The following is a 20,661-nucleotide window of genomic DNA, read 5'->3' as shown; positions in this document are numbered from 1 at the left end:
ACAAAAAGCGTTTAGTAAACGATTGGCTGTACTACAAAAAAGCCCCGTAAAAACGAGGTTTTACGGGGCTTACTTTAATTCCGGAAAAAACTATTCTGCTAGAAAATCTTCTTTCGTTTTAAAAGTCACCGGTTCTTTTTCTGCTTTTTGAATTTCCTCGTTGATAGTCTCGAGGTATTTCTTTTCAATTTTAGAATAGGTTTCCCACGCATTTTTAATTTGCGCCTCGTAGGTTTCTGCATTGCGGTAAAATACCGGAGCGGGTTTTTCAAAAGCACCGGCCACGTTGTTGTAGAGTTCGCTCAACTTTTCACGCAGTTCGGATTCGGCTTCCTGTACATAGCGGTCACCGGTGGTGATCACCAGAGTTTTCTTCAAAGCAGTGAGTTCCTCAAGGGCCTTAGTCGCTTTCTTGGATTCCACGCCCTCTAGTTGTTCAACCCAATGATCGATGCGGTATCCCAAATAGGCGAGATCCTCCACATCATTAAACAGACGCTGGGTTAACTCACGCTGTGCCTTGCGGTCTGCTTCACTCAGTGTGGTATTGGGATCATTTTCAACCCTAATGCTGTGCTCGTAGGTATCTTTACCTTTTGTGATAATGACTTTGTAAGTGCCGGCTTCGGCTTTAGGAGCCGCTACAAATGAAGGTATTTTACCCACCGCAACTTTAGGTGCCTTTTTCAGCTGATCCCAAAGCACAATATTCAGACCTTTAGATTTTCCGGGAGCAGGCTCTGCTATAAGATTGCCTTCCATATCTCTGATTTCCATCGTCATTTTACCAAAAGTGTGACGCTTTTTAAGGTAATACATAATCTTAGCCTGTTTGCTCGGGTTTGGACCCACAAACTGCGTTTCGGTACTGGTGCTGCCAAAGCCCGAGCTTTCATCAATAATTCCGGCAGGAGTTTCAAAAAAGTGCAGTTCTTCCGCTAAAACATCCTGATTGATTTGTCGTAAAGGCGAAATGTCATCGATGATGATCACACCCCGACCGTGAGTTCCCAAGACTAAATCGGAAGTTTGCTTTTGCAATTCAATATAATGCACCGCAACCGGCGGAAGGTTGTTGGTGAAATGCGACCAGTGTTTACCGCCATCAACGGTGATAAACAGACCAAATTCGGTTCCCAAAAACAACAGATCTTCACTTTCGTAATCTTCCTGAATGTTTCGGGCGAAACCTTTTATTTCATCCGTTACCAAAGAATTCCAGGTTTTACCGAAATCGGTGGTTTTATACACATAGGTATTCATATCGCCGGTAGCGTGACCGTCAAAAACCGCATACGCCGTGCCCTTGTTGTGAACGCTGGCTTCAATATGATACACCCAGGTATTTGCCGGTAAATTTGGAATGTTTTCGACCAGATTAGTCCAGGTTTTACCGCCGTTTTGAGTGAGTTGTACGTTACCATCATCGGTCCCTACCCAGATGATGTTTTCATCCAAAGGAGATTCAGCAATGGTAAAAATGGTCGTGTGCGTCTCAGCACCCGATTTGTCAAGTGACAATCCGCCTGATTCCAGTTCCTGCTTTTTAGGATCGTTTGTGGTCAGGTCCGGCGAGATTTTAACCCAGGTATCACCCATATCCTCACTTTTGTGCAGATACTGACTTCCCATATAAAAGCGATCCGGAGCGTGTGCTGACAGGGCCATTGGCGCATTCCAGTTAAAACGCAATTTTTCATCGCCTTCAGGCTGTGGAGCTACATTTTTTGTTTGGTTACGCTCGGGATTGTAACGCCATACCACTTGTGCGCCCTGCATTTCCGAATAGATATAGGGCTTGGTAGGGTGTTTCAATACACGGAAACCATCTCCTTCACCAATACGATCCCAGTCGCGGGCTTCAATGCCTCCGGGAGAGGCTGAAGGGCCGTACCACGAACCGTTATCCTGCAAACCACCATAGATATTATAAGGCGTTGCGTCGTCAACTGAAACCTGATAAAACTGCGAAACCGGTAAATCTTCAACCATTTCAAAGGTTGCCCCGCCATCCCAGCTGCGGTAAACGCCGCCGTCTGTTGCGGTAAACATACGGTCACTGTCTTTCAGGTCAAAAACAATATCGTGAATGTCTGAGTGCTGGTAGCCCAAATCGGTAAAGGTCTTTCCGCCGTCGCGTGATAACGAACCGCTTAAACCACCTTTGACCACGATATCGGGATTTTTAGGATCAACCACCAGACGTGCGAAGTAGAAAGGACGCACCGTAAGACCGAAGTCGTTGTTTAAATGTTCCCAGCTTGCACCGGCATCGGTAGACTTGTAGAGTCCGTTTGTTTTTTCGCTGGCCGTTTCTACAGCAGCGTATAAAATAGTAGGTTCTGAAGGTGCAAGAGCAATCGCTATACGGCCCAGATCTCCTTCAGGAATGCCGTTTTGAATTTTATTCCAGGTTTTTCCGGCATCGGTGCTTTTGAAAATTCCGCTTGTTGCTCCACCCGAATCAAAACCCCAGGGCGTTCTGCGGAATTTCCACATCGAAGCATAGAGCACATTTGAGTTTTCAGGATCCATAATCAAATCTGCCGCTCCGGTTGCAGTATCGGTGTACAGCACTTTTTCCCAGGAAGACCCGCCATCGGTACTTTTATAAATGCCGCGTTCTTCACTGTCGCTCCACAGCGCGCCTAAAACAGCGACGTACATTTCCTGATTATTTTCGGGGTTGATCACGATAGCGCTGATGCGCTCTGAGTTTTCAAAACCTACATTCTTCCAGGTAGCGCCACCATCGGTAGATTTATAGAGTCCGTCGCCAAGGCTTACCGAGTTGCGGGTCCAGATTTCTCCGGTGCCCACCCAAACGGTTTTATCGGGATCTGTGGGATCAATTTCAATGGCACCAATAGATTGCGCGTGTTCGTCAAAAACCGGTTCAAAGCTGGCTCCGCCGTTTTCGGTTTTCCAGACGCCGCCACCGGCAGCACCGGCGTATAAAATACGATTGTTGGTAGGATGGGCTTCCAGGTCTATAAAGCGGCCGCTCATCAGAGCCGGACCAATCTGACGGGCTTTGAGATCGCCAAAGAGTTGCTTACCCGTGAGTGTGATTTCTTCCTGAGCCTCTACAGACGCAAGCGTCATCAGGGCACCGGTAAGACTGAGTAGTATTTTTTTCATCTTCGTTTGTATTATGCACTGGCGGACTTGCATCCGGTAAGCACGGTTTAATTCGATATAGGAAGTAAGATTTTTAACTAAAAAAGGTGCCAAAACATTGTAAAGGCACCTTTTGGGATTTTAATTAAGCTCTTAGATTCCTTTTTAAGGATTTTAAGTTCTGGAGTTTACTCTACAGGGAAGTCAAAAATGGTTTCGTCGATCTCAGGATTCACCACGATCTCGCTCATTTGAAAAGGCTGACCGGCCTGGCTCATCGCAAATGGAAAGTATAGACCTTCCACTTCCTGATAATCACTCATTGTGATGTTGATAGGCTGTCCCATTTGGGTTGTTTCGATCGCGATAGGCACATACGAGTCCATATCAAAATAGTAGTAGCTGATGCTTGGCGTTTCAACACCATTCATCATTACCGGCTCCTGAACAACTTTAACTTTATAGGTTTCTGCACCGTCTTTGGTTTCGGTACCTATATATTCAACCTCATATCCGTTTTCCTTATAATGTAATAGAGGAGAAGGGAAGTCGTTGTTGTTGAGCTTCATATTGTTGCTCATTTCTTCCGAAGCTTTTTCGGGCTTCATAGACATAAAATTGGTAGTCCATAACGTCTCTCCGTCAAAAGCCATTTGGGTGATTTTTTGACCGTTAAACTCAATGACCACCGCTTGTTTTCCGTCTTTAGTATTGTAAACAGTCACCGGGATCGACATTCCGCCCTGATTAACCGTAGCACTCATTTTAGTAGCCTGTACATCATTCCAGGCATCACCGCCGGTATTTTCGATGTAGGTGCTGATGATTTCATCTGCCGTTTGTGCAGAAAGGGGCATGGCTATCGCCACAAAAGCAAGAATAAATAAGGTTTTAACGAGTTTCATAAATTTCTGTTTTAGATTCTTTGCGAGTAAGACATCAATTGTGCCAATGTGTTACACAATCTAGTCATAAAAATTAAAAGTAAAGGATTTTCCAAAAACCTACTGATGTGAACCCTTTGTTTCTGTTTGGGATTTATATCTTTAAAGACCCAACTATTAAGGAGATTCCAAAATGGGCATTTAATAGACAAGACCCGGCATTAGGATAAAAGCAAGCTAAATAGGTGGATTTTTAAAAACGAATAAATGAAATTTGGTAAAGTAGATAACCCGGAAGCGATAGATTTTACACTTCCTCCAGATCACCCAGATACGCAGGTGATTTTAAACAGCAAGGCGAATAGTCAAAAACCGCAACTGTATGTGGGTTGTGCCAAATGGAATAAGCAGGATTTAAAGAATTTTTATCCGCGAGGGACTAAAGATGAATTGGGCTACTATTCCCGCCAGTTTAATTCCATAGAATTGAATGCTACCTTTTACCGGCTGTTCCCGAAAGATCAGTTTGAGAAATGGCAGGAAAAAGTGCCGGATGGGTTTAAGTTTTTTCCGAAAATCACGCAGACCATCAGTCACCTGAAACGCCTGATTGATGCCGAAAAGTTACTTCCTGAATATCTGGATCATACCCTCTTGCTTAAAGAGAATCTGGGTACTGTATTTTTACAGATGCATAACAACTTTGCTCCCAAAGACTGGGATCGCGTGGTCAATTTTGTCAATGCATGGCCTCGTGAAGTCCCACTCGGAATTGAGTTTAGACATACCGATTGGTTCAATACTCCTGAAGTTTCCAATAAACTGTATTATTTGCTGGAAGAGCACAACATCAGTAATGTGCTGGTAGATACGGCCGGAAGAAGGGACATCATGCATATGCGTATGACCAGTGACGAAGCCTTTATCCGTTTTGTAGGTGCTAATCATCCCAGTGATTATGAGCGTCTGGATGCCTGGGTAGAGCGTCTGGATATCTGGATGGAACAGGGACTGCGCCAGATCGATTTTTTCATTCATCAAAATGTGGAGAAAGAATCACCCCTGTTAGCGACCCATTTTATAAAACAGATGAACAGCCGTTTTGGCTTTGATTTAAAAATACCCGGAAAAGATACGGATGCGCCTACTCTGGACCTCTGAAATAAAAAATAAATGAAAGAAAAAGTAATAGTAGTTTTCGGTGTATCCGGAAGCGGAAAAAGCACTATAGGTAAATTATTAGCAGAACGGCTTGATATTCCCTTTAAAGATGCCGATGATTACCATCCGCAGGCTAATGTAGATAAGATGGCTGGAGGCAATCCCCTCAACGATGCCGACCGAAAACCATGGCTTGAAACCCTGGCTCAGGAGATGGAAGCGTGGAGTAAAAACTCTGGTGCAGTACTGGCCTGTTCGGCGCTTAAGGAGTCTTATCGCAAGTTACTTTCTCAAAAGGTGACGCCACAATGGGTTTTTTTAGAAGGTTCCTTTGAATTATTAAAATCCCGTTTAGACAATCGTAAAGGGCATTTTTTCAATTCGGAATTGCTGCAATCACAACTGGACACGCTTGAAGAACCTGACTACGGCATTCACGTGTCTATTGAGCCCAGCCCGGAAGCTATCGTTGATGAGATTGTAAAAAAACTTTAAGGGCAGTTTATGGATTATCAGTTGCTGTTTGCCGTTTTTGCGGGTATTGGTCTGCTGCTTTTTCTCATTTTACGATTAAAACTTCAGGCATTTTTAGCTCTTTTGATTGTCTGCATTGCAGTGGGCGTTTTAAGCGGAATGCAGCCACAGGCGATTTTAAATGCAATCACCACCGGTGTAGGAGGTACGCTGGGTTTTGTTGCCACTGTTGTAGGTTTGGGCTCCTTATTTGGCGCGGTACTGGAACATTCAGGAGGGGCTCAGCAACTGGCTAATTTTCTCTTATCAAAATTTGGAATTAAAAGAGCGCCCTGGTCTATTATGCTCGCCGGTTTTTTTATCGCGATCCCGGTATTTTTTGACGTGGCGTTCATCATTTTAATTCCGCTGATTTATGCGTTACAGCGCGATACTAAAAAATCCTTATTGCTTTACGCTTTGCCTTTACTGGCCGGTCTGGCTGTGACTCACGCTTTTATTCCGCCCACACCGGGACCTATTGCTGTTGCAGATATTTTGCAGGCTAATCTGGGCTGGGTGATCGTTTTTGGTTTTATAACGGGCATTCCCGCAGCGGCTGTTGCCGGACCGTTTTTTGCCCGTTTTATTTCGGCACGAATTCACATCGATGCGCCCTTCGAATCTCAGGAAAGTACAAATCTGCCCGAAAATCTGCCTTCTGCTTCGGGCATTCTGGCCATTATCTTTTTACCAATTGCGCTTATCGTTTTCAATACGGTGCTTACGAGTCCACTGGCCGCAGACTGGTCAATTCCTGATGGAGTGATCTATACAGCCCAGTTGCTTGGGCACCCGTTTACGGCATTGATTCTGGCCAATCTGATCGCGTGGTATTTTTTAGGCATTCGCCGAAAAGTTTCCGGTGAAAAATTGCTTCAGGTTTCTACAAAAGCCCTGTATCCTGCCGGAGTGATCATTTTGCTTACCGGAGCAGGAGGGGCATTTAAACAAATATTGATCGATACCGGTGCCGGAACGATGATCGCCGAGTCGTTGACCAGCGCCTATTTTCCGCCTGTGGTGTTTGGGTTTCTGGTCGCTGCGGTCGTTCGGATTATGCAGGGTTCATCTACAGTAGCGATGATCACCGCTGCCGGAATCACCGCTCCACTTTTAGAAACCGGTAGTTACAGCGAGATGCAGCTGGCCATTCTGGTCGTAGCTATTGCAGCAGGAGCTTCTATTTTCTCCCACGTAAATGACAGCGGCTTCTGGCTGGTAAAACAATACCTGGGTTTAAGCGAAAAGCAAACCTTTAAAACCTGGTCTGTTCTTACCACACTCATTGCGGTGGTAGGTCTTGTGGTTTCGGTTATTTTGTGGTTTTTGGTTTAAGATTTTTTAGAATCAGCATTTGAAGTGTTATCGATGCTTTGTGTTGTTTGCTCAAAACGCAGCGGGCTGTCTTTGGCAGCACCATACAACTTGATTTCCTGAATATCTGCAGGCATATAGAAACCGTTATCTTCTAAGGCTTCTTTGACCTTGCGTACGACGCTACCTTTGGTGATAAGCGCCATTCTGCGGAAGTCTTTGGTATCAACCCAAAAGAATACTTTCAGGTTTACGGTGCTGGTTGCGAGCTCATCTTCAATCACAAAATTCTCGTGCTCTTCATCCTCAATAACATTTGGTTCTTGGCGCAAGGCTTCCATTACAACCTTTTTAGCCCCGTCAATATTGTCTTCATAGGCAATACCAATGGTAAAATTCCAACGGAAGAATCCGTCTTCGGTATAGTTGGTAACAGGAGTCGTGAGCACATCGCTATTTGGGATATACACATCTTTTCCGTCAAAGGTTTTAAGCTTGGTATAGCGAAATTCTAAGGCTTTTACCTTTCCGAAGTTATCCCCAATCTCAACCGTATCGTTTACGTTAAAGGGTCTGTTGAAGGCTAATATAATTCCGGCGATAAAGTTTTCGCCTATATCTTTAAAAGCAAAGCCCAAAACCACTGCACTGGCACCCGCAGCAGTAAGAATACCGGTAGCAATTGCCCCCAGGCCGGCAGCTCTAAGTGCCAGCATTACTGCAATTATAAAGAAAGTAATGCGAATGGCTTTACCCAAAAACCGGCTCATAAGTGGGTCTTGCGTGCGCTGAGAGATGCGTTGACGGGCAAAATTACCCACCCAGGCGCCGATAAGGGTTCCCAGAATAATGATGAGCACACCCAGACCTATTCCCGGTAACTGATCGATAAAGCTATTGTAAAAATTTTGAAAGGATTCTGATAGCGTAGCGGTTTTTTCCATAACTGAGGGATTTTAGTTGGTTTCTTTACGGGTATCTTTTTGAGTGGCTTCTTTTTTAATAATATCGTAGGCCCGGTTTAGCTGGTTTTCATTAGGTAGAGGCGGAGTTTGTTCGGCCTTGTTCCCGGGCTCCAGACTCAATTTTACGTAAGCCGGGAAGTGATCTGAACCTATTTTGGCTCCGCGATCTAATTCAACAACTCTAAAGTGTTCTGAGACAAAAATATGATCGAGTGGCCAGCGCATAAACCAATTTTTAGCGTTAAATGTATTGTAGAGACCGCGGCCTAATCTCGGGTCGAGCAACTCGCTTACCTCTTTGAACAATTGAGTAGACTCAGACCAGGCAACATCATTAAAATCCCCAAGTACCAAAACGGGTAGGGAAGACTCCCTGCTTTTAAAAGCGGTTTTCATCATCTCTGCATCCCGGTCTGTAGACCGTGGGTTATGCTGTGGCATGGGCGGCGTGGGGTGTATGGCAAATATCTGTACCGTATCACCCGATTTTAGCGTGACACGCGTATCAATAGAAGGAATACTATCGTCTACCAGATAATGTACGTGTGCATTTTGCAGAGGCAGTTTAGAATACAGGAGCATTCCGTAGGTATTGCTAAGCGGTGCACCTTCATAATAAGGATATTCGCTTTTTAAAGAAGCGTTAACTGCATTAAGCCATTTAGTATCTGCTTCCAGGAGTACCAGGATATCGGGATTTTTAGCTTTGACTTCCTGTAACAGGCTGTCGTATTTTTTATTTTTCTGGAGCACATTGGCAACCAAAATAGACAACTGGGCTTCGGGTTTTTCAATTTCAGCATCAAGAACCTCGTAAGGAGCAACACCGGTGTACGGATAAATTTTTAGAACCTGAAAAACCAGACAGGCGATCATCACGGTCATAAATACATAATCTTTGAACCATTTGATGTCAAAGCGCATAAAATACGCCAGAGTGGCTATAGCGGTAAATACCGTAAGCTGAAGATGTGGGAAATCAAAAACACGAATCCACCAGTAATCGGCAGCTATAAACGGTAAAAGCGTAAGTACTATAGCAGTACCGCCAAGGATTTGGAGGAATGTTTTAAAGGTCATAGGTTGGTTGTTTGATCCTTTCGTCAAGGATGTTAATCACTTTTAGAAAATCTAAAAATGATTTTAACGGCAACCTAATCGTTTTTTATTTGCCTTTGCGTTAAGAAGTTGGTAATATCTTTAGAAGAGGGTTCTTCAAAAATCTCGAGATCAAAATACGATACTGCGGCGATTACATGATCAAAAATATCAGCCTGAATGTGCTCATAATGCTCCCAACGCTTGTCTTTACTAAAACAAAATATCTCCAGAGGAATCCCCTGAGCCGTAGGCGGTAAATGACGAACCATGAGGAAGAGGTCTTTGTTAATCGCAGGATTTTCATACAAATACGCGTCAATATACTTTCTAAAAACACCCAGATTGGTTTGATTAAGACCATTAATGGGCAGGCTGTCATCAACCTCGAGTTTGCGGTTTGTGCGCAGGACTTCTTTTTGCATATGATCTATATAGGGAGCGACCAGTTGAATGCGCTTCAGACGTTTCAGATCATCATCGGTAAGGAAGCGCACCGTATTTTGCTTGATGTAAACGGCACGTTTGATGCGTCGGCCATCACTTTCCTGCATTCCCCTCCAGTTTTGAAAAGAGTCTGAAATAAGGCTGTAAGTAGGGATAGTGGTGTAGGTGTTGTCCCAGTTTTGAACCTTAACCGTAGCCAGGTTTATTTCGGTCACGTTACCGTCTGCACCATATTTACTGAAGGTAATCCAGTCGCCAATGCGTACAATATCGTTTATAGAAACCTGTATCGAAGCTACAAACCCCAAAATGGTGTCTTTAAAAATGAGCAGAATGATTGCCGAAGCGGCTCCCAACTGTACAATAAAATCATCGGCTTTTTGATCAAAAAGCTCCAGAATGAAGAAGAAAATACCCAGGGCCCATAAAAAAAGCATAGTAACCTGAAGGTAGCTTTGCAGAGGCTTATCGTGGTATTGCTCTTTGGTCTGAAAGTAATCGCGCGTGGTGCGCAGAATACTGCGTATGATTTTTACCACCAGCAGAATGACATAGATCTTGAGGAGTTTGTTTAACCAGTAGAGCGTGGTTTCATAATCGTCAAGCAATTGGGTGAAAAACCAGTTGAATAAAACAAGTGGAATTATGTGCGCGATGTAGCGCGGAAAATTGGTAAGTACCAGAAAATCGTCAAATGAGGTTTTGGTTTTATTGCTAAAAATCTTGAACGCTTCAATAATAATGCGTTTCAGCAAACGGTCAAGAATGGCCAGCAGAACCAGAAAAATAAAACCATTTAAAAAAACCGATAGCATTTCGGCATAAATCCCGGAAACGCCTAATTCTTTTAAATACCTTGTAAAGTGTCTTAGATAGCGGTCAATGTCCAGATTCATTACTGTTTTGGATTGGTGTTGTAAAAGTAAGTATATGATTAAGAATTGTGAGAAAAGTTAGAAAGAATTGCAGACGGAAGTGGAGATGAAGCATTGCGCAATTTGGAGTTGCTAATTTTAGCATATTGTAATATAAAACCTACAATTTAAATCGTTTTGATTGGCGGATCTCTATGAAGATGGTGTTGAAGATAAGCTTCGAAAACCTTGATTTGTAGGAAAAAAAGTACTTTTTATCTTGTGATAGAAGTTGTAAATGTTAAAATTTAAAAATTATATGTTTTTCAACGATTATTTTTGTTTTTAATAGATGAAAGTATCTATATTTACGTCGTAATACAAAATCAACCCCAAGTTCATGAAAAAATCAATTACACTTTTAGGCGCTCTCTTCGTGACGTGCTTAATGCAGGCCGAAACCAATCCGGTTTCTGAAAACCAGAAGAAACCTGCTCCCAAAACAATTTCTACCCTAAAACCAATTGAAACCCCTCAGGTTGTCGTTGAATTACCGGAAGCTGTACTTCGTCTTCACGATTTAGAAAAGAGCGAGTACAAGGGAGAAACCATCTATAAACATATCCCTCTTGAATTAGCTAAAATTAAGAGTCCTGTTAAGACCGTTTAGTGCCTCTAACCCCATTAATAAAGCCCAAACTTTAAACTTTAAAACCCCAAATCATATTGATTATACCTTTACAACAAAATACCCCTAAACCTTTTTAATTAGCAGATTTAAGCCCCAAATCATAGTCTGACTACTAATTAAAAACCCGATTTCCCCAAATCGTAGTTGGTTAAAAGTTTAAGTTGGGAGAAAGGCCCGTTGCGCAAGCGCGGGTTTTTCATTTTTGGTAAATTATTAGATTTCAGAGAATTACAATTAATTTGTATGAAAAGCGCATTTTTTAAGGTGTATAGCTTTCACTTTTTGGCTAAAGCGTTATATTTGCACCCGCAAAACAGGTCGCGTAGCTCAGTTGGATAGAGCATCTGCCTTCTAAGCAGACGGTCAGGGGTTCGAATCCCTTCGCGATCACTTGTAAAAACGAAAACCTTCAAGTTTTAGACTTGAAGGTTTTTTTGTTTTAGGCTATTACTATATTCAGAACTTTTGTTGGTATATATGATTCGATCAAACGCTAGGTCAACGAAAAACTCTTAAAAATAAACAGATGGAAAGTTCTGTTTTTGCTTTTTCAAACAATCAATACTTACATACTTCTTAAATAAGTTCTGGATCTATGCGTAATAATCGAATTCAAGTAGTTTTATCAAGCTACAAAGTTCAAACTGTGCTCACTCACCATCATTCATAAACTCCGAAGGACTTTTTTTAAACTGCTTTTGAAAGTTACGTCCAAAACTGGTCTGGGAGCGATAGCCAACCTCTTCTGCTATTTCAAAGATTTTTTTGTCTGTTGTTTTTAAAAGGAATGCTGCTTTTTTGAGTCTGCTGGTATTGATCAGTTCATTGGGACTTACAGCGGAAAGCTCTTTGATTTTTCGATATAAAGTAGATCTGCTCATATTCATAAACTGAGCAAGGGACTCCACATTAAGATCAGGATCTTTCATACGAGACTCTATGATTTGGTCAAGTTTAGCGATAAAATCCTGATCTGATGCAGATAGGGACAGAGACTTTAAATGGGCGAGGGGACTGTTGCTGTAATGGTCTAAAATGGTCTTTCGGTTTTCCAGGAGGTTTGAAATTTGTACCAAAAGATGATCCATAGAAAACGGCTTGGTAATATAGGCATCTGCCCCGGACTCGAGTCCTTCAATCTTTGCGTTTAAGGCACTTTTTGCAGTTAGAAGAATTACCGGAATATGTTTGGTTTTGGGATTTTCTTTAACCTGTTTACATAGCTCGATGCCATCCATAACCGGCATCATGATATCACTAAGAATCAGTTGAACGTTATTTTTTTCCAGATATTCCAGGGCCTGTGCACCATTCGCAGCCGAAATAACATTATAGCTTTGTGCCAGTTCAGAATAAATGAAATCTGAAAGCTCCGGGTTGTCTTCAGCAATAAGCAGGCAGGGGGTATTCTTTCTAAAGTTTTCCTTGAAGGGGAGATCTCCGTGGTTTTCTGAGGAAGCAGGTTTGAGTTTTGTTTTTAAGGCTTCCGGTTGATCTAAAGGGAGTCTTAAAACAAAAGTATTCAGGTTATTTTGAGTTTCAAAATGTAGTTTTCCCTGGTGCAATTGAGTCAAGGAGTAAGCCAATGACAAACCTATACCGGTCCCAAGATTTTTAGCTTCGCCTGGAACTCTATAAAAAGGTTCAAAAATGCGTTGCTGTAAGTGTGAAGGTATCAACCTTCCGTCATTGGTAATTGTTATACGAAAATGAGTGTCATCCCGCTCAAGTTTCAGACTTACCTCGTGATTGGAATATTTTACTGCGTTACTGTAGAGATTGCTTAAAATTTTCTTGATAGCCTCCTCATCTACCTGAGCTATGAGGGCTTCAGCCGGCTTTATGATCGTAAAATTTAAACCGCGTTCCTGAATCACAGGACTAAAGCGCAGATAAGTCTCTTCTAAAAGCTCGCTGATGTTTACCGTTAAAAAATTGAGCTTTACGTGCTGCATTTCGGTTTTTCTAAAATCGAGTAACTCGTTTATCAGATTGAGCAGGCGGGAGGTGTTTTTCTCCATAATCCCAAGATTTTTGGGGATTTCAGGAGATTTATAGGTGTTTTTTAAAAGTTTTTCGAGCGGACTTTTAATAAGCGTAAGGGGTGTTCTGATCTCGTGGGCGATATTAGTGAAAAACTCAATTTTTGCCTGGTAGATTTCCTTTTCCTTGGCATTTTCCAGTTGCTGTATGCGCCGGTTATTTTTATCTCTGTTGTAGATGTGATAATATCTCAAAAGCAGAAAAATCAGCAGGAGCAGGCACAGGATATACAGCGTGTAAGCCGTTTTACTAGCAAAAAACGGGGGCAGAACCTCCAGATTGAGTGCTACTTCTGCTTCGCTCCAGATCCCGTCGCTGTTTAAAGCTTTTACCTTAAAAAGGTAATCTCCTGCAGGCAATTCGGTAAAATTCACTTCGTGGTTTTCGCCAAGACTTATCCAGTTGTCATTTAAACCTTCAAGTTTGTACCAGTATTTGGTCATTTCGGGGGCAGTATAGCTAAGAGAAGCAAAAGCGAGGCTAAACGTAGACTGCTTGTCTGTAAGTTTCAATTCCTCAGTAAAGGAAATGGATTTTTTAAGCGGAGATTCAGGTGCATCTACAGCTACGTTTTCGTTATTGATTTGAATATCGGTTATATAAATAGGTGCCTTATAGGTGTTTTTAGTAAATGAGGAAGGATTAAAACTTATCAGACCATTTACGCTGCCAAAATACATCTCGCCTGATTCATCCTTAAAAAACGAACTGTAGTTAAACTGATCGCTGAGCAGTCCGTTTGACTTCGTAAAGGTTTTGAGTTCGCCACTTTCGGGATCGTAATCAACAAGACCGTTTGATGTGCTGATCCAGAGATGCGCGTTCTCATCTTCAAGCAGGGCGTAGGCTACATTGCCCGGCATGCCCTCACTTTTGGTGATTCGTTTAAAGGCACCGGTTTTACGGTTTAGCAGGTTAAGTCCGTTTTCAGTAGTAATCCAAAGCCTGTTTTTTGAATCTTCAAAAATGCCGTTGATCACATTAGAACTTATGCTGCTTTCGTCGTTTCGGTCGTATTTAAAGTGGCCTTTTGCTTCCGTCTTTGGATTATAATAATAGAGTCCGTCCCAATAGGTGCCGGCCCAAAGGGTCCCGTCATGATCTTCCAATAGAAAGGTATAGTGATACACTTCGGGAAAGCCTTTCAGGATTTCAAATGCATCTGAAGCCTTAAGATACTTATAAACACCCTGCGAGGTAAGTATATACAAATCACCTGCTTTGGTCTCGTAAATATATAAGACGAAATCACTGCGAAGTCCGCCATCTCCTGCTTTGGTCCCGTAATGCCGGATGATTTTACCTGTTTTAATATCCATTACGTCAAGGCCGTGCTCAAATGTTCCTATCCATAATTCAGATTCACGGGCCAAAAGGCCGTGTATGTTGTAATGGCTTAGAATGCCTCCCTCAGTTTTGGGCCTGTAATTTTCAAACTTTCCGGTTTTGGGATTCAACCGGTTTAGGCCGGAATCTTCGGTACCTATCCAGATATTACCATACTTATCTTCTTTAATTTCGCGAACCGCATTACCGCTTATTGAGTTTTCACCCACCCGTGGAAAATAGCGTTTAAAGGGAGTATAAGGTTTTGGATAATAATTGACTCCACCAAAATAGGTGCCCAGCCATACTCCGCCTTCCAGATCTTCTACGAGACAGTAAATAGCATTGTCTGAAATGGAGTAGGGGTTATTATAACTCTTTTTAAAGTTCTGATAATTCTGCCTTTTAAGATCATAAATAAACAGACCCGATTCACTAGCCACCCAGAGCTCCGCATTGTTTTTTATTAGAAAGTCCCTAACAAAAAGGGGTTTATTGTCTTTATTAAATAGTGAACTAGTTTTTTGCTTGGTTAAGGAATATACCAGGACTCCCTGATCTTTTGTGCCTATATAAAGCTGATCTTTAAACAAGGATGCATCAATCTCGGTAATGATAGGTTCAGAAACATTTGGGGGGCTTACTGCTAATTTCTGAAAAGAATTATTGGCAGGAATATACATATAGACAGCATCCTGGCTTGAGACAAAGAGTGTTCCTTCTGAATTTTTCGTAAGAAATGAGAAATAGGTCTGATCGTAGACTTCAGCATTCAAAGAATCTGAAGAATACCGGTATAGCTTTCCGGAAGCAATAAACCAGATATTACCTTCATTGTCACTTTCAATGTCTAATATAGGCTGATCTTTTGTATTGCTAACAATGCTGAAAGCTTCTGTTTTCTCATCGTAGGTAAATAATCCCGTATCTGTACCTACCAGTATATTGTCTTTATACTCGTACAGACATCGTATAAAATTACTGCCTATACTCTTGGGATTTTCAGGATCGTGCTGAAAGATCTTATAGTTGTACCCATCAAAACGATTGAGGCCATCTTTTGTGCCAAACCACATAAATCCTCTGTGGTCCTGTAACATGCTAATAACCGCATTGTGAGACAGGCCGTCCTCGACCTGATAATTGCGGAACGATCTGTTCTGGCAGTATCCTGAAAGCAGAATAAAATATATAAGTACAAAACAAAATCCTCTCATAGTACAAAGCACGTTATTAAACGTATATCCACTAAAATCATATCGTCTCATTCTTCTACAATATGGTTCATTCTAGCTTTCAATTTAACCTTTTATTAATGTTGACCCATTTTGTAGAAAGATTGAAACACAGCCTTAACGTTTCTTTAAATTAAAATAACCTCCTTTGTACAACAACAAATCGGCAATAATCACTCGGTTATATTGAAGAATTAGCAAAAGGAAGCTTTCAATTTAGGATTTTAAAAATCCATTAGTAAAGACCTAAATAAATCAGCCGGGAAAGATCATTACAATTTGTTGCAAACACAATTAATCAAAATTTCTAATCGAAATTCTATGAGAACTAAATTACAAGTACACTTTAAAACATTTGGGCTACTGCTGTTTTTTTTGCTATGCGTAACTCAAACGTTTGCGCAAACCAAAACTATTACCGGAACTGTGACCAACACAGAAGGAGAACCCATCCCTTTTGCAAACATTATGGTTGCCGGTACCTCAACAGGAACTGCTGCAGACATGGATGGTTTTTACACAATTGAAGCCAATGCTGATGATACTTTGGTCTTCAGTTATGTGGGTTTTAAAACACGGGAAGTTCCCGTTGACGATCAAAGCAGTATTTCCATTCAACTCGAAGAGGATATTGCTGCACTTGACGAAGTAGTGGTAATTGGATACCAGAGTGTTAGTAAAAAAGACCTTACCGGAGCTACCGGACTGGTTGATACCGAAGCTACAGAAAATGTTGTAAAACGATCTGTTCCGGAAGCACTGCAAGGCCTTTCACCGGGTATAAACGTTCGCAATGGTGGTGCTCCCGGTCAGAATGCTGTAGTTAACATTCGTGGTTTGAGCACCTTTTATGGTAACGCAAGTCCGCTGTATATCATTGATGGTATGTTTGCAGACCCTAACATTACGATTAATCCTAATGATGTTGCCAGTATTCAGGTATTAAAAGATGCTTCTGCTGCTGCCATTTACGGTTCAAGAGCTGCAAACGGGGTTATTATAATTACCACAATCAAGGGTAAGGCAGGAAAGCAAAAATTTACACTCAATACCCGTTACAGTATTTCTTCAATACCAAATGAGTATGATATGATGAATGCTTCAGAGTATGTAATTACCAACACCAATGCTTATAACGCCGCAGGTTATACCCTACAGCCGGCTGTAGCCAATTATGATGGTAGTGTAGATACTAATTGGAGTGATGAAAGCTTGCGTACCGGTTTTGTTCAGGATATAAATGCTACACTTTCTGGAGGTAGTGAGACCCATACCTATGCATTTTCTGCGGGATATTTTAAGGATCAGGGTACTTTGATTGATCGTAAATTTGATCGTATGTCTTTGCGCATCAATAGCGAGACGGAAAAAGGACGCTTTACTTTTGGAGAGAACCTTTCTTTAACAAACAGTAGAAATACGAGTCCGTTTACAGGCGGTTTTGCCGTGGGGAATCCCTGGTTTGACATGTGGAGCAATGTGCCCATTATTCCGGTACAAAGCGACGATCTTATTTCGGACTCTAATCCAGGAGGATGGGGCTATGGCTCTACCAATACAGTAAATACATTTGCACGTAACCCCGTGGCCATTGCAAACATAACTTCATCTTCAGCGAATTATGTAAAAATATTAGGTAATGCATTTGTTGATTTTCAAATTGTAGACGGACTTAAATACCGATTTAATGCAGGTTTGGAAACGAGTTTTGATAAGACTAAAAATGTGCGTAAAGAGGGTTCGTGGTATCAAAACCAATCCCCTGAAAACAGCAGTGTAAATGAATCACGCTCACAGTTTCTAAGTTATCTTTTTGAGCATACTCTTAATTTTGACTACACTATTGGCAAACACAGTTTTAATGGCGTTGCCGGGTATACCCAGCAAACCTATCAATCTGATTACACTTCGGGAAGCGGATTGTTTTTAGCTCAATTTGGCGACAGTTATTTTACGACTATTTCATCTACCAGTAATTTACCGGGTGACCGTAATGCTGCCGGTGAGTTGACTAAATATCTTATAGATTCCTATTTAGGGCGTTTGAACTATACGTTTGATGATAAGTACTTATTAACGCTCACCTTTAGATCTGATAAGGACTCCAGATTTTCTCCTGATTTTAGAAGAGGTAATTTCCCATCAGTAGCGGGAGCATGGAGAATTTCAAACGAAAACTTTTTTGATGTATCCTGGGTTTCTAATTTAAAACTTAGAGGATCGTATGGGGTATTGGGATCTGCAAATCTGGGAGTTTATCAGTATACCGGTTTTCTCAATCAGGGGCCTAATGCAGTATTTGGGCCTAATCAAACCGGGGTTCCCGGAGCTACACAGGCCAGACTGGCTTCCGGAGATTTGCGCTGGGAGGAAAAGAAGACTACCAACCTGGGTTTTGATGCTTCCCTTTTCGATAATCAGTTTAACATCGCTTTTGATATCTACAGAGCGGTTTCAGAAGATGTATTGCTGCCACAGCCATTGCCTTCTTATTTGGGGAATTTACAGGGAGATCCTATAGTAAATATTGGTTCTATTGAAAATAAAGGTCTGGAGTTAGATCTTAATTATCGACCCCGTTCTACCGGTTCTTTTACCTGGGATATAGCGGGTAACATCAGTTTCATTCGCAATAAGATTCTAGCCTTGGGTAACCTGGGTATTGATGAACAAACCGGTTTACCACGAGATTACATACAGGTTGGTAACACCCGTTCGCAGGTGGGACGTTCCATAGGTGAATATTTTGTACTTAAAACCGATGGAATTTTTCAAAACCAGCAGGAAGTTGAGGATCACGGGGCTCAGGCCGATTATGCTCAACCCGGTGATATTCGTTATGTCAATGCAGTTGATGATGGCACAAATGATGACATTAATGATAAAGACCGTATGTATGTAGGTTCTCCATGGCCCGATTTCACTGCAGGTTTACAGTTTAATTCTGCGTACAAAAATTTTAATCTGAGTGTACAGCTTTACGGCTCATTTGGAGGCGAGTTGTACAATGACGTTAGAAGGGATCTCGATAGTTATGGCTATTCTAATTACCGCAGAGCAATTAATCCCTGGAGGCCCGATAATACCAACACCTCAGATCCCAGACTTGGTGTTGCCTATTCTTATGGCGGACAACCGGCTGACCGGGGTATTATTTCTAATGCCCGCGGAAATTCTGATCGTTGGATAGAAGATGGGTCTTACCTCAGATTGCGAAATGTCGAGTTGGGCTACAACTTGCCAACCAGCTTTTTGAACCAATACGGCATTGATAACACTCGTATCTATGTAAGTGGACAAAACTTACTTACGCTAACCAGTTATTCCGGTCTTGATCCTGACGTAGTTGGAGCAAACATTAATCTGGAGCCTGGAGTAGATGCCGGAAACTATCCTTCGTCACGTATATTTTCAGTTGGACTTAACGTAGGATTTTAAGTATGAATCATTTCAAAACTATAAGAAATATGAAAACGATATATAAATTAGGACTGCTACTTTTATTGGGTTTCACAGCCTGTGATAGAGATTTTGACGAGCCTAACCCCAATTCACCCACCATTGCCAGCTTTTGGCAAAATGCCGAAGATGCACAAAAAGGTGTCAATGCGATTTACAGTACTTTTTACAGAACAGCATCTACCTATTCCCGTTGGATGTACTACCACGGCTCTTTACACGCCGATGAGGGCTTCGGTTCGGGCGGGGATATAGGTCTGAATAATCTGATGAGTTTTAACCAAAATGATTACAATCAAAACCTTACAGCAGAAACCTGGCACAATATGTATGTAGGTATTTTTAGAGCCAATCAGGTAATTGCCAATGTTCCCGCTATTGACATGGACGAGGAATTGAAAGCACGTCTGGTAGGGGAGGCCAAATTTTTAAGAGCACTTTTTTACTTCAATTTAACTCTTTATTACGGTAGACCGCCTCTGATGCTTGAACCTTCTCAGCCTCTAGACACGCCTCCAAACGCTACTACGGCTGAAGCCTATGCTCAGGTGGCTTTAGATTTGGAGCAGGCCATACCTGATTTACCGGTTTCTTACAGCGGAATTGATCTGGGAAGAGCTACGCGTGGAGCTGCCTATGCATTACTGGGTAAAACCCACCTTCAGCAACAACAATATACTGAAGCAGCCGCCGCATTTGAATGGCTGGTTGAAGGTCCGGGAGCCGGTGTTTATGACCTTACCGAAAATTACCGGGATAATTTTCTGATCTCAACCGAAAATAATGTGGAATCGGTTTTTGAAATTCAGTTCCAGGAAAATCTCTCAGAAACTACCGATAATGATGTAGATGAAAGTCGTGTAAATAACACAGGTACTTCAATATCACAATTTTATGCACCTCCGGGAATAGGTTTTAATGATGGTGCGGCCCGCAGATGGCTAATCGATGAGTTTTTAGAGGAAACTACGGTTACTGGAGAGCGTGATCCACGTCTTGCGGCTTCCTTTATATTTGATTTTACAAATCCGGCCGGTCCTGATGCAACTCAGGTTTATGGTCAAAGCTTTAGCAGCAGATTTGGAAATGGTCCTAATGCCAATGGTGTTTGGTTTAGAAAATTGCTGAACGATCATTGGAAGAACTTTGAAGGTTTTCGCTCACCGAATAATTACAGACTCATTCGTTATGCAGACGTGCTACTCATGTATGCCGAAGCATTAAACGGATTGGGCAGAACTCAGGACGCATACCCATACGTTGACCGGGTTCGGGAACGTGCAGGTCTGGCTCCACTTTCGACGGCTAAACCTAATTTAAATCAGGATGCATTTCTTGAGCAACTTAAACATGAACGTATTACCGAACTTTCGGGAGAAGCATGGCGTTTTGCAGATCTCAAGCGTTGGGGTGATCTGGGCCCTGCATTAAGCTCAAGAGACCCGGAATTTCAGAATTTTGTAGTAGGGAAACATGAGAATTATCCTATCCCACAACGGGATATCGATTTGAATCCAAACCTCACTCAGAATCCTAATTATTAATGTA

The 20,661-nt window shown here is 41.9% G+C and carries 12 protein-coding genes and 1 tRNA gene; 7 read left to right on the top strand and 6 right to left on the bottom strand.

Features of this window, described 5'->3' with window-relative positions:
* Positions 1-90 precede the first annotated feature (90 nt).
* Together ACSSS3_RS17870 and ACSSS3_RS17865 are read right to left on the bottom strand one after the other, a co-directional pair.
* Positions 91-3,141, bottom strand: coding sequence for a WD40/YVTN/BNR-like repeat-containing protein (locus tag ACSSS3_RS17870; RefSeq protein WP_442845778.1), 3,051 nt, complete (start codon positions 3,139-3,141; stop codon positions 91-93).
* A gap of 167 nt (positions 3,142-3,308) precedes the next feature.
* Entirely contained in the window at positions 3,309-4,025 is a 717-nt protein-coding gene (locus tag ACSSS3_RS17865; RefSeq protein ID WP_442845777.1) for an outer membrane lipoprotein-sorting protein, read from the bottom strand.
* A gap of 246 nt (positions 4,026-4,271) precedes the next feature.
* On the opposite strand from ACSSS3_RS17865, the gene ACSSS3_RS17860 reads away from it, so the two are divergent.
* From ACSSS3_RS17860 to ACSSS3_RS17850, 3 genes are read left to right on the top strand one after another with little or no spacing between them, the layout of a single operon-like run.
* Positions 4,272-5,165, top strand: coding sequence for a DUF72 domain-containing protein (locus ACSSS3_RS17860; protein WP_442845776.1), 894 nt, complete (start codon positions 4,272-4,274; stop codon positions 5,163-5,165).
* Positions 5,166-5,177: 12 nt separating this feature from the next.
* A complete protein-coding gene (locus tag ACSSS3_RS17855; protein WP_442845775.1) occupies positions 5,178-5,660 on the top strand; it encodes a gluconokinase in 483 nt (160 codons plus the stop codon).
* Positions 5,661-5,669: 9 nt separating this feature from the next.
* A complete protein-coding gene (locus ACSSS3_RS17850) occupies positions 5,670-7,016 on the top strand; it encodes a GntP family permease (protein WP_442845774.1) in 1,347 nt (448 codons plus the stop codon).
* Here the strand turns inward: ACSSS3_RS17850 and ACSSS3_RS17845 are convergent.
* The 3 genes from ACSSS3_RS17845 to ACSSS3_RS17835 all read right to left on the bottom strand — a co-directional run bounded on the left by ACSSS3_RS17845 (position 7,013) and on the right by ACSSS3_RS17835 (position 10,401).
* Complete coding sequence (locus ACSSS3_RS17845; protein ID WP_442845773.1) at positions 7,013-7,939, bottom strand: mechanosensitive ion channel family protein; 927 nt, start codon at positions 7,937-7,939, stop codon at positions 7,013-7,015. The two genes, ACSSS3_RS17850 and ACSSS3_RS17845, sit on opposite strands and share 4 nt — an antisense overlap.
* Positions 7,940-7,951: 12 nt before the next feature.
* Positions 7,952-9,040 carry an endonuclease/exonuclease/phosphatase family protein gene (locus tag ACSSS3_RS17840; RefSeq protein WP_442845772.1) on the bottom strand — a complete coding sequence of 363 codons (1,089 nt, stop codon included), beginning with the start codon at positions 9,038-9,040 and terminating at the stop codon, positions 7,952-7,954.
* 74 nt (positions 9,041-9,114) lie between these two features.
* Positions 9,115-10,401 (bottom strand): mechanosensitive ion channel family protein, encoded by a 1,287-nt coding sequence (locus tag ACSSS3_RS17835; RefSeq protein ID WP_442845771.1) that lies wholly within the window; start codon positions 10,399-10,401, stop codon positions 9,115-9,117.
* A gap of 358 nt (positions 10,402-10,759) precedes the next feature.
* Here ACSSS3_RS17835 and ACSSS3_RS17830 point away from each other — a divergent pair, with 358 nt between their 5' ends.
* Both ACSSS3_RS17830 and ACSSS3_RS17825 read left to right on the top strand, forming a co-directional pair.
* Positions 10,760-11,029 (top strand): hypothetical protein, encoded by a 270-nt coding sequence (locus tag ACSSS3_RS17830; RefSeq protein WP_442845770.1) that lies wholly within the window; start codon positions 10,760-10,762, stop codon positions 11,027-11,029.
* A gap of 337 nt (positions 11,030-11,366) precedes the next feature.
* Positions 11,367-11,440: transfer RNA gene (locus ACSSS3_RS17825), tRNA-Arg, on the top strand.
* 260 nt (positions 11,441-11,700) lie between these two features.
* On the opposite strand, the gene ACSSS3_RS17820 is transcribed toward ACSSS3_RS17825, so the two are convergent.
* Entirely contained in the window at positions 11,701-15,636 is a 3,936-nt protein-coding gene (locus tag ACSSS3_RS17820; protein ID WP_442845769.1) for a two-component regulator propeller domain-containing protein, read from the bottom strand.
* Positions 15,637-15,975: 339 nt separating this feature from the next.
* Here ACSSS3_RS17820 and ACSSS3_RS17815 point away from each other — a divergent pair, with 339 nt between their 5' ends.
* Together ACSSS3_RS17815 and ACSSS3_RS17810 are read left to right on the top strand one after the other, a co-directional pair.
* The gene (locus ACSSS3_RS17815) at positions 15,976-19,092 is read left to right on the top strand and encodes a SusC/RagA family TonB-linked outer membrane protein (RefSeq protein ID WP_442845768.1); all 3,117 of its coding nucleotides are present in this window, start codon (positions 15,976-15,978) and stop codon (positions 19,090-19,092) included.
* 29 nt (positions 19,093-19,121) lie between these two features.
* Positions 19,122-20,657: a RagB/SusD family nutrient uptake outer membrane protein gene (locus tag ACSSS3_RS17810; protein WP_442845767.1), complete on the top strand. Its 1,536-nt coding sequence runs from the start codon at positions 19,122-19,124 to the stop codon at positions 20,655-20,657.
* Positions 20,658-20,661 lie beyond the last annotated feature (4 nt).

Origin of the sequence: Leeuwenhoekiella sp. H156, assembly GCF_052218455.1 — a bacterium.
GTDB classification, from domain to species: Bacteria; Bacteroidota; Bacteroidia; order Flavobacteriales; family Flavobacteriaceae; genus Leeuwenhoekiella; species Leeuwenhoekiella parthenopeia.
Note: the sequence above shows the minus strand (reverse complement) of the source record. Positions and strands in the feature narration are given on the sequence as shown.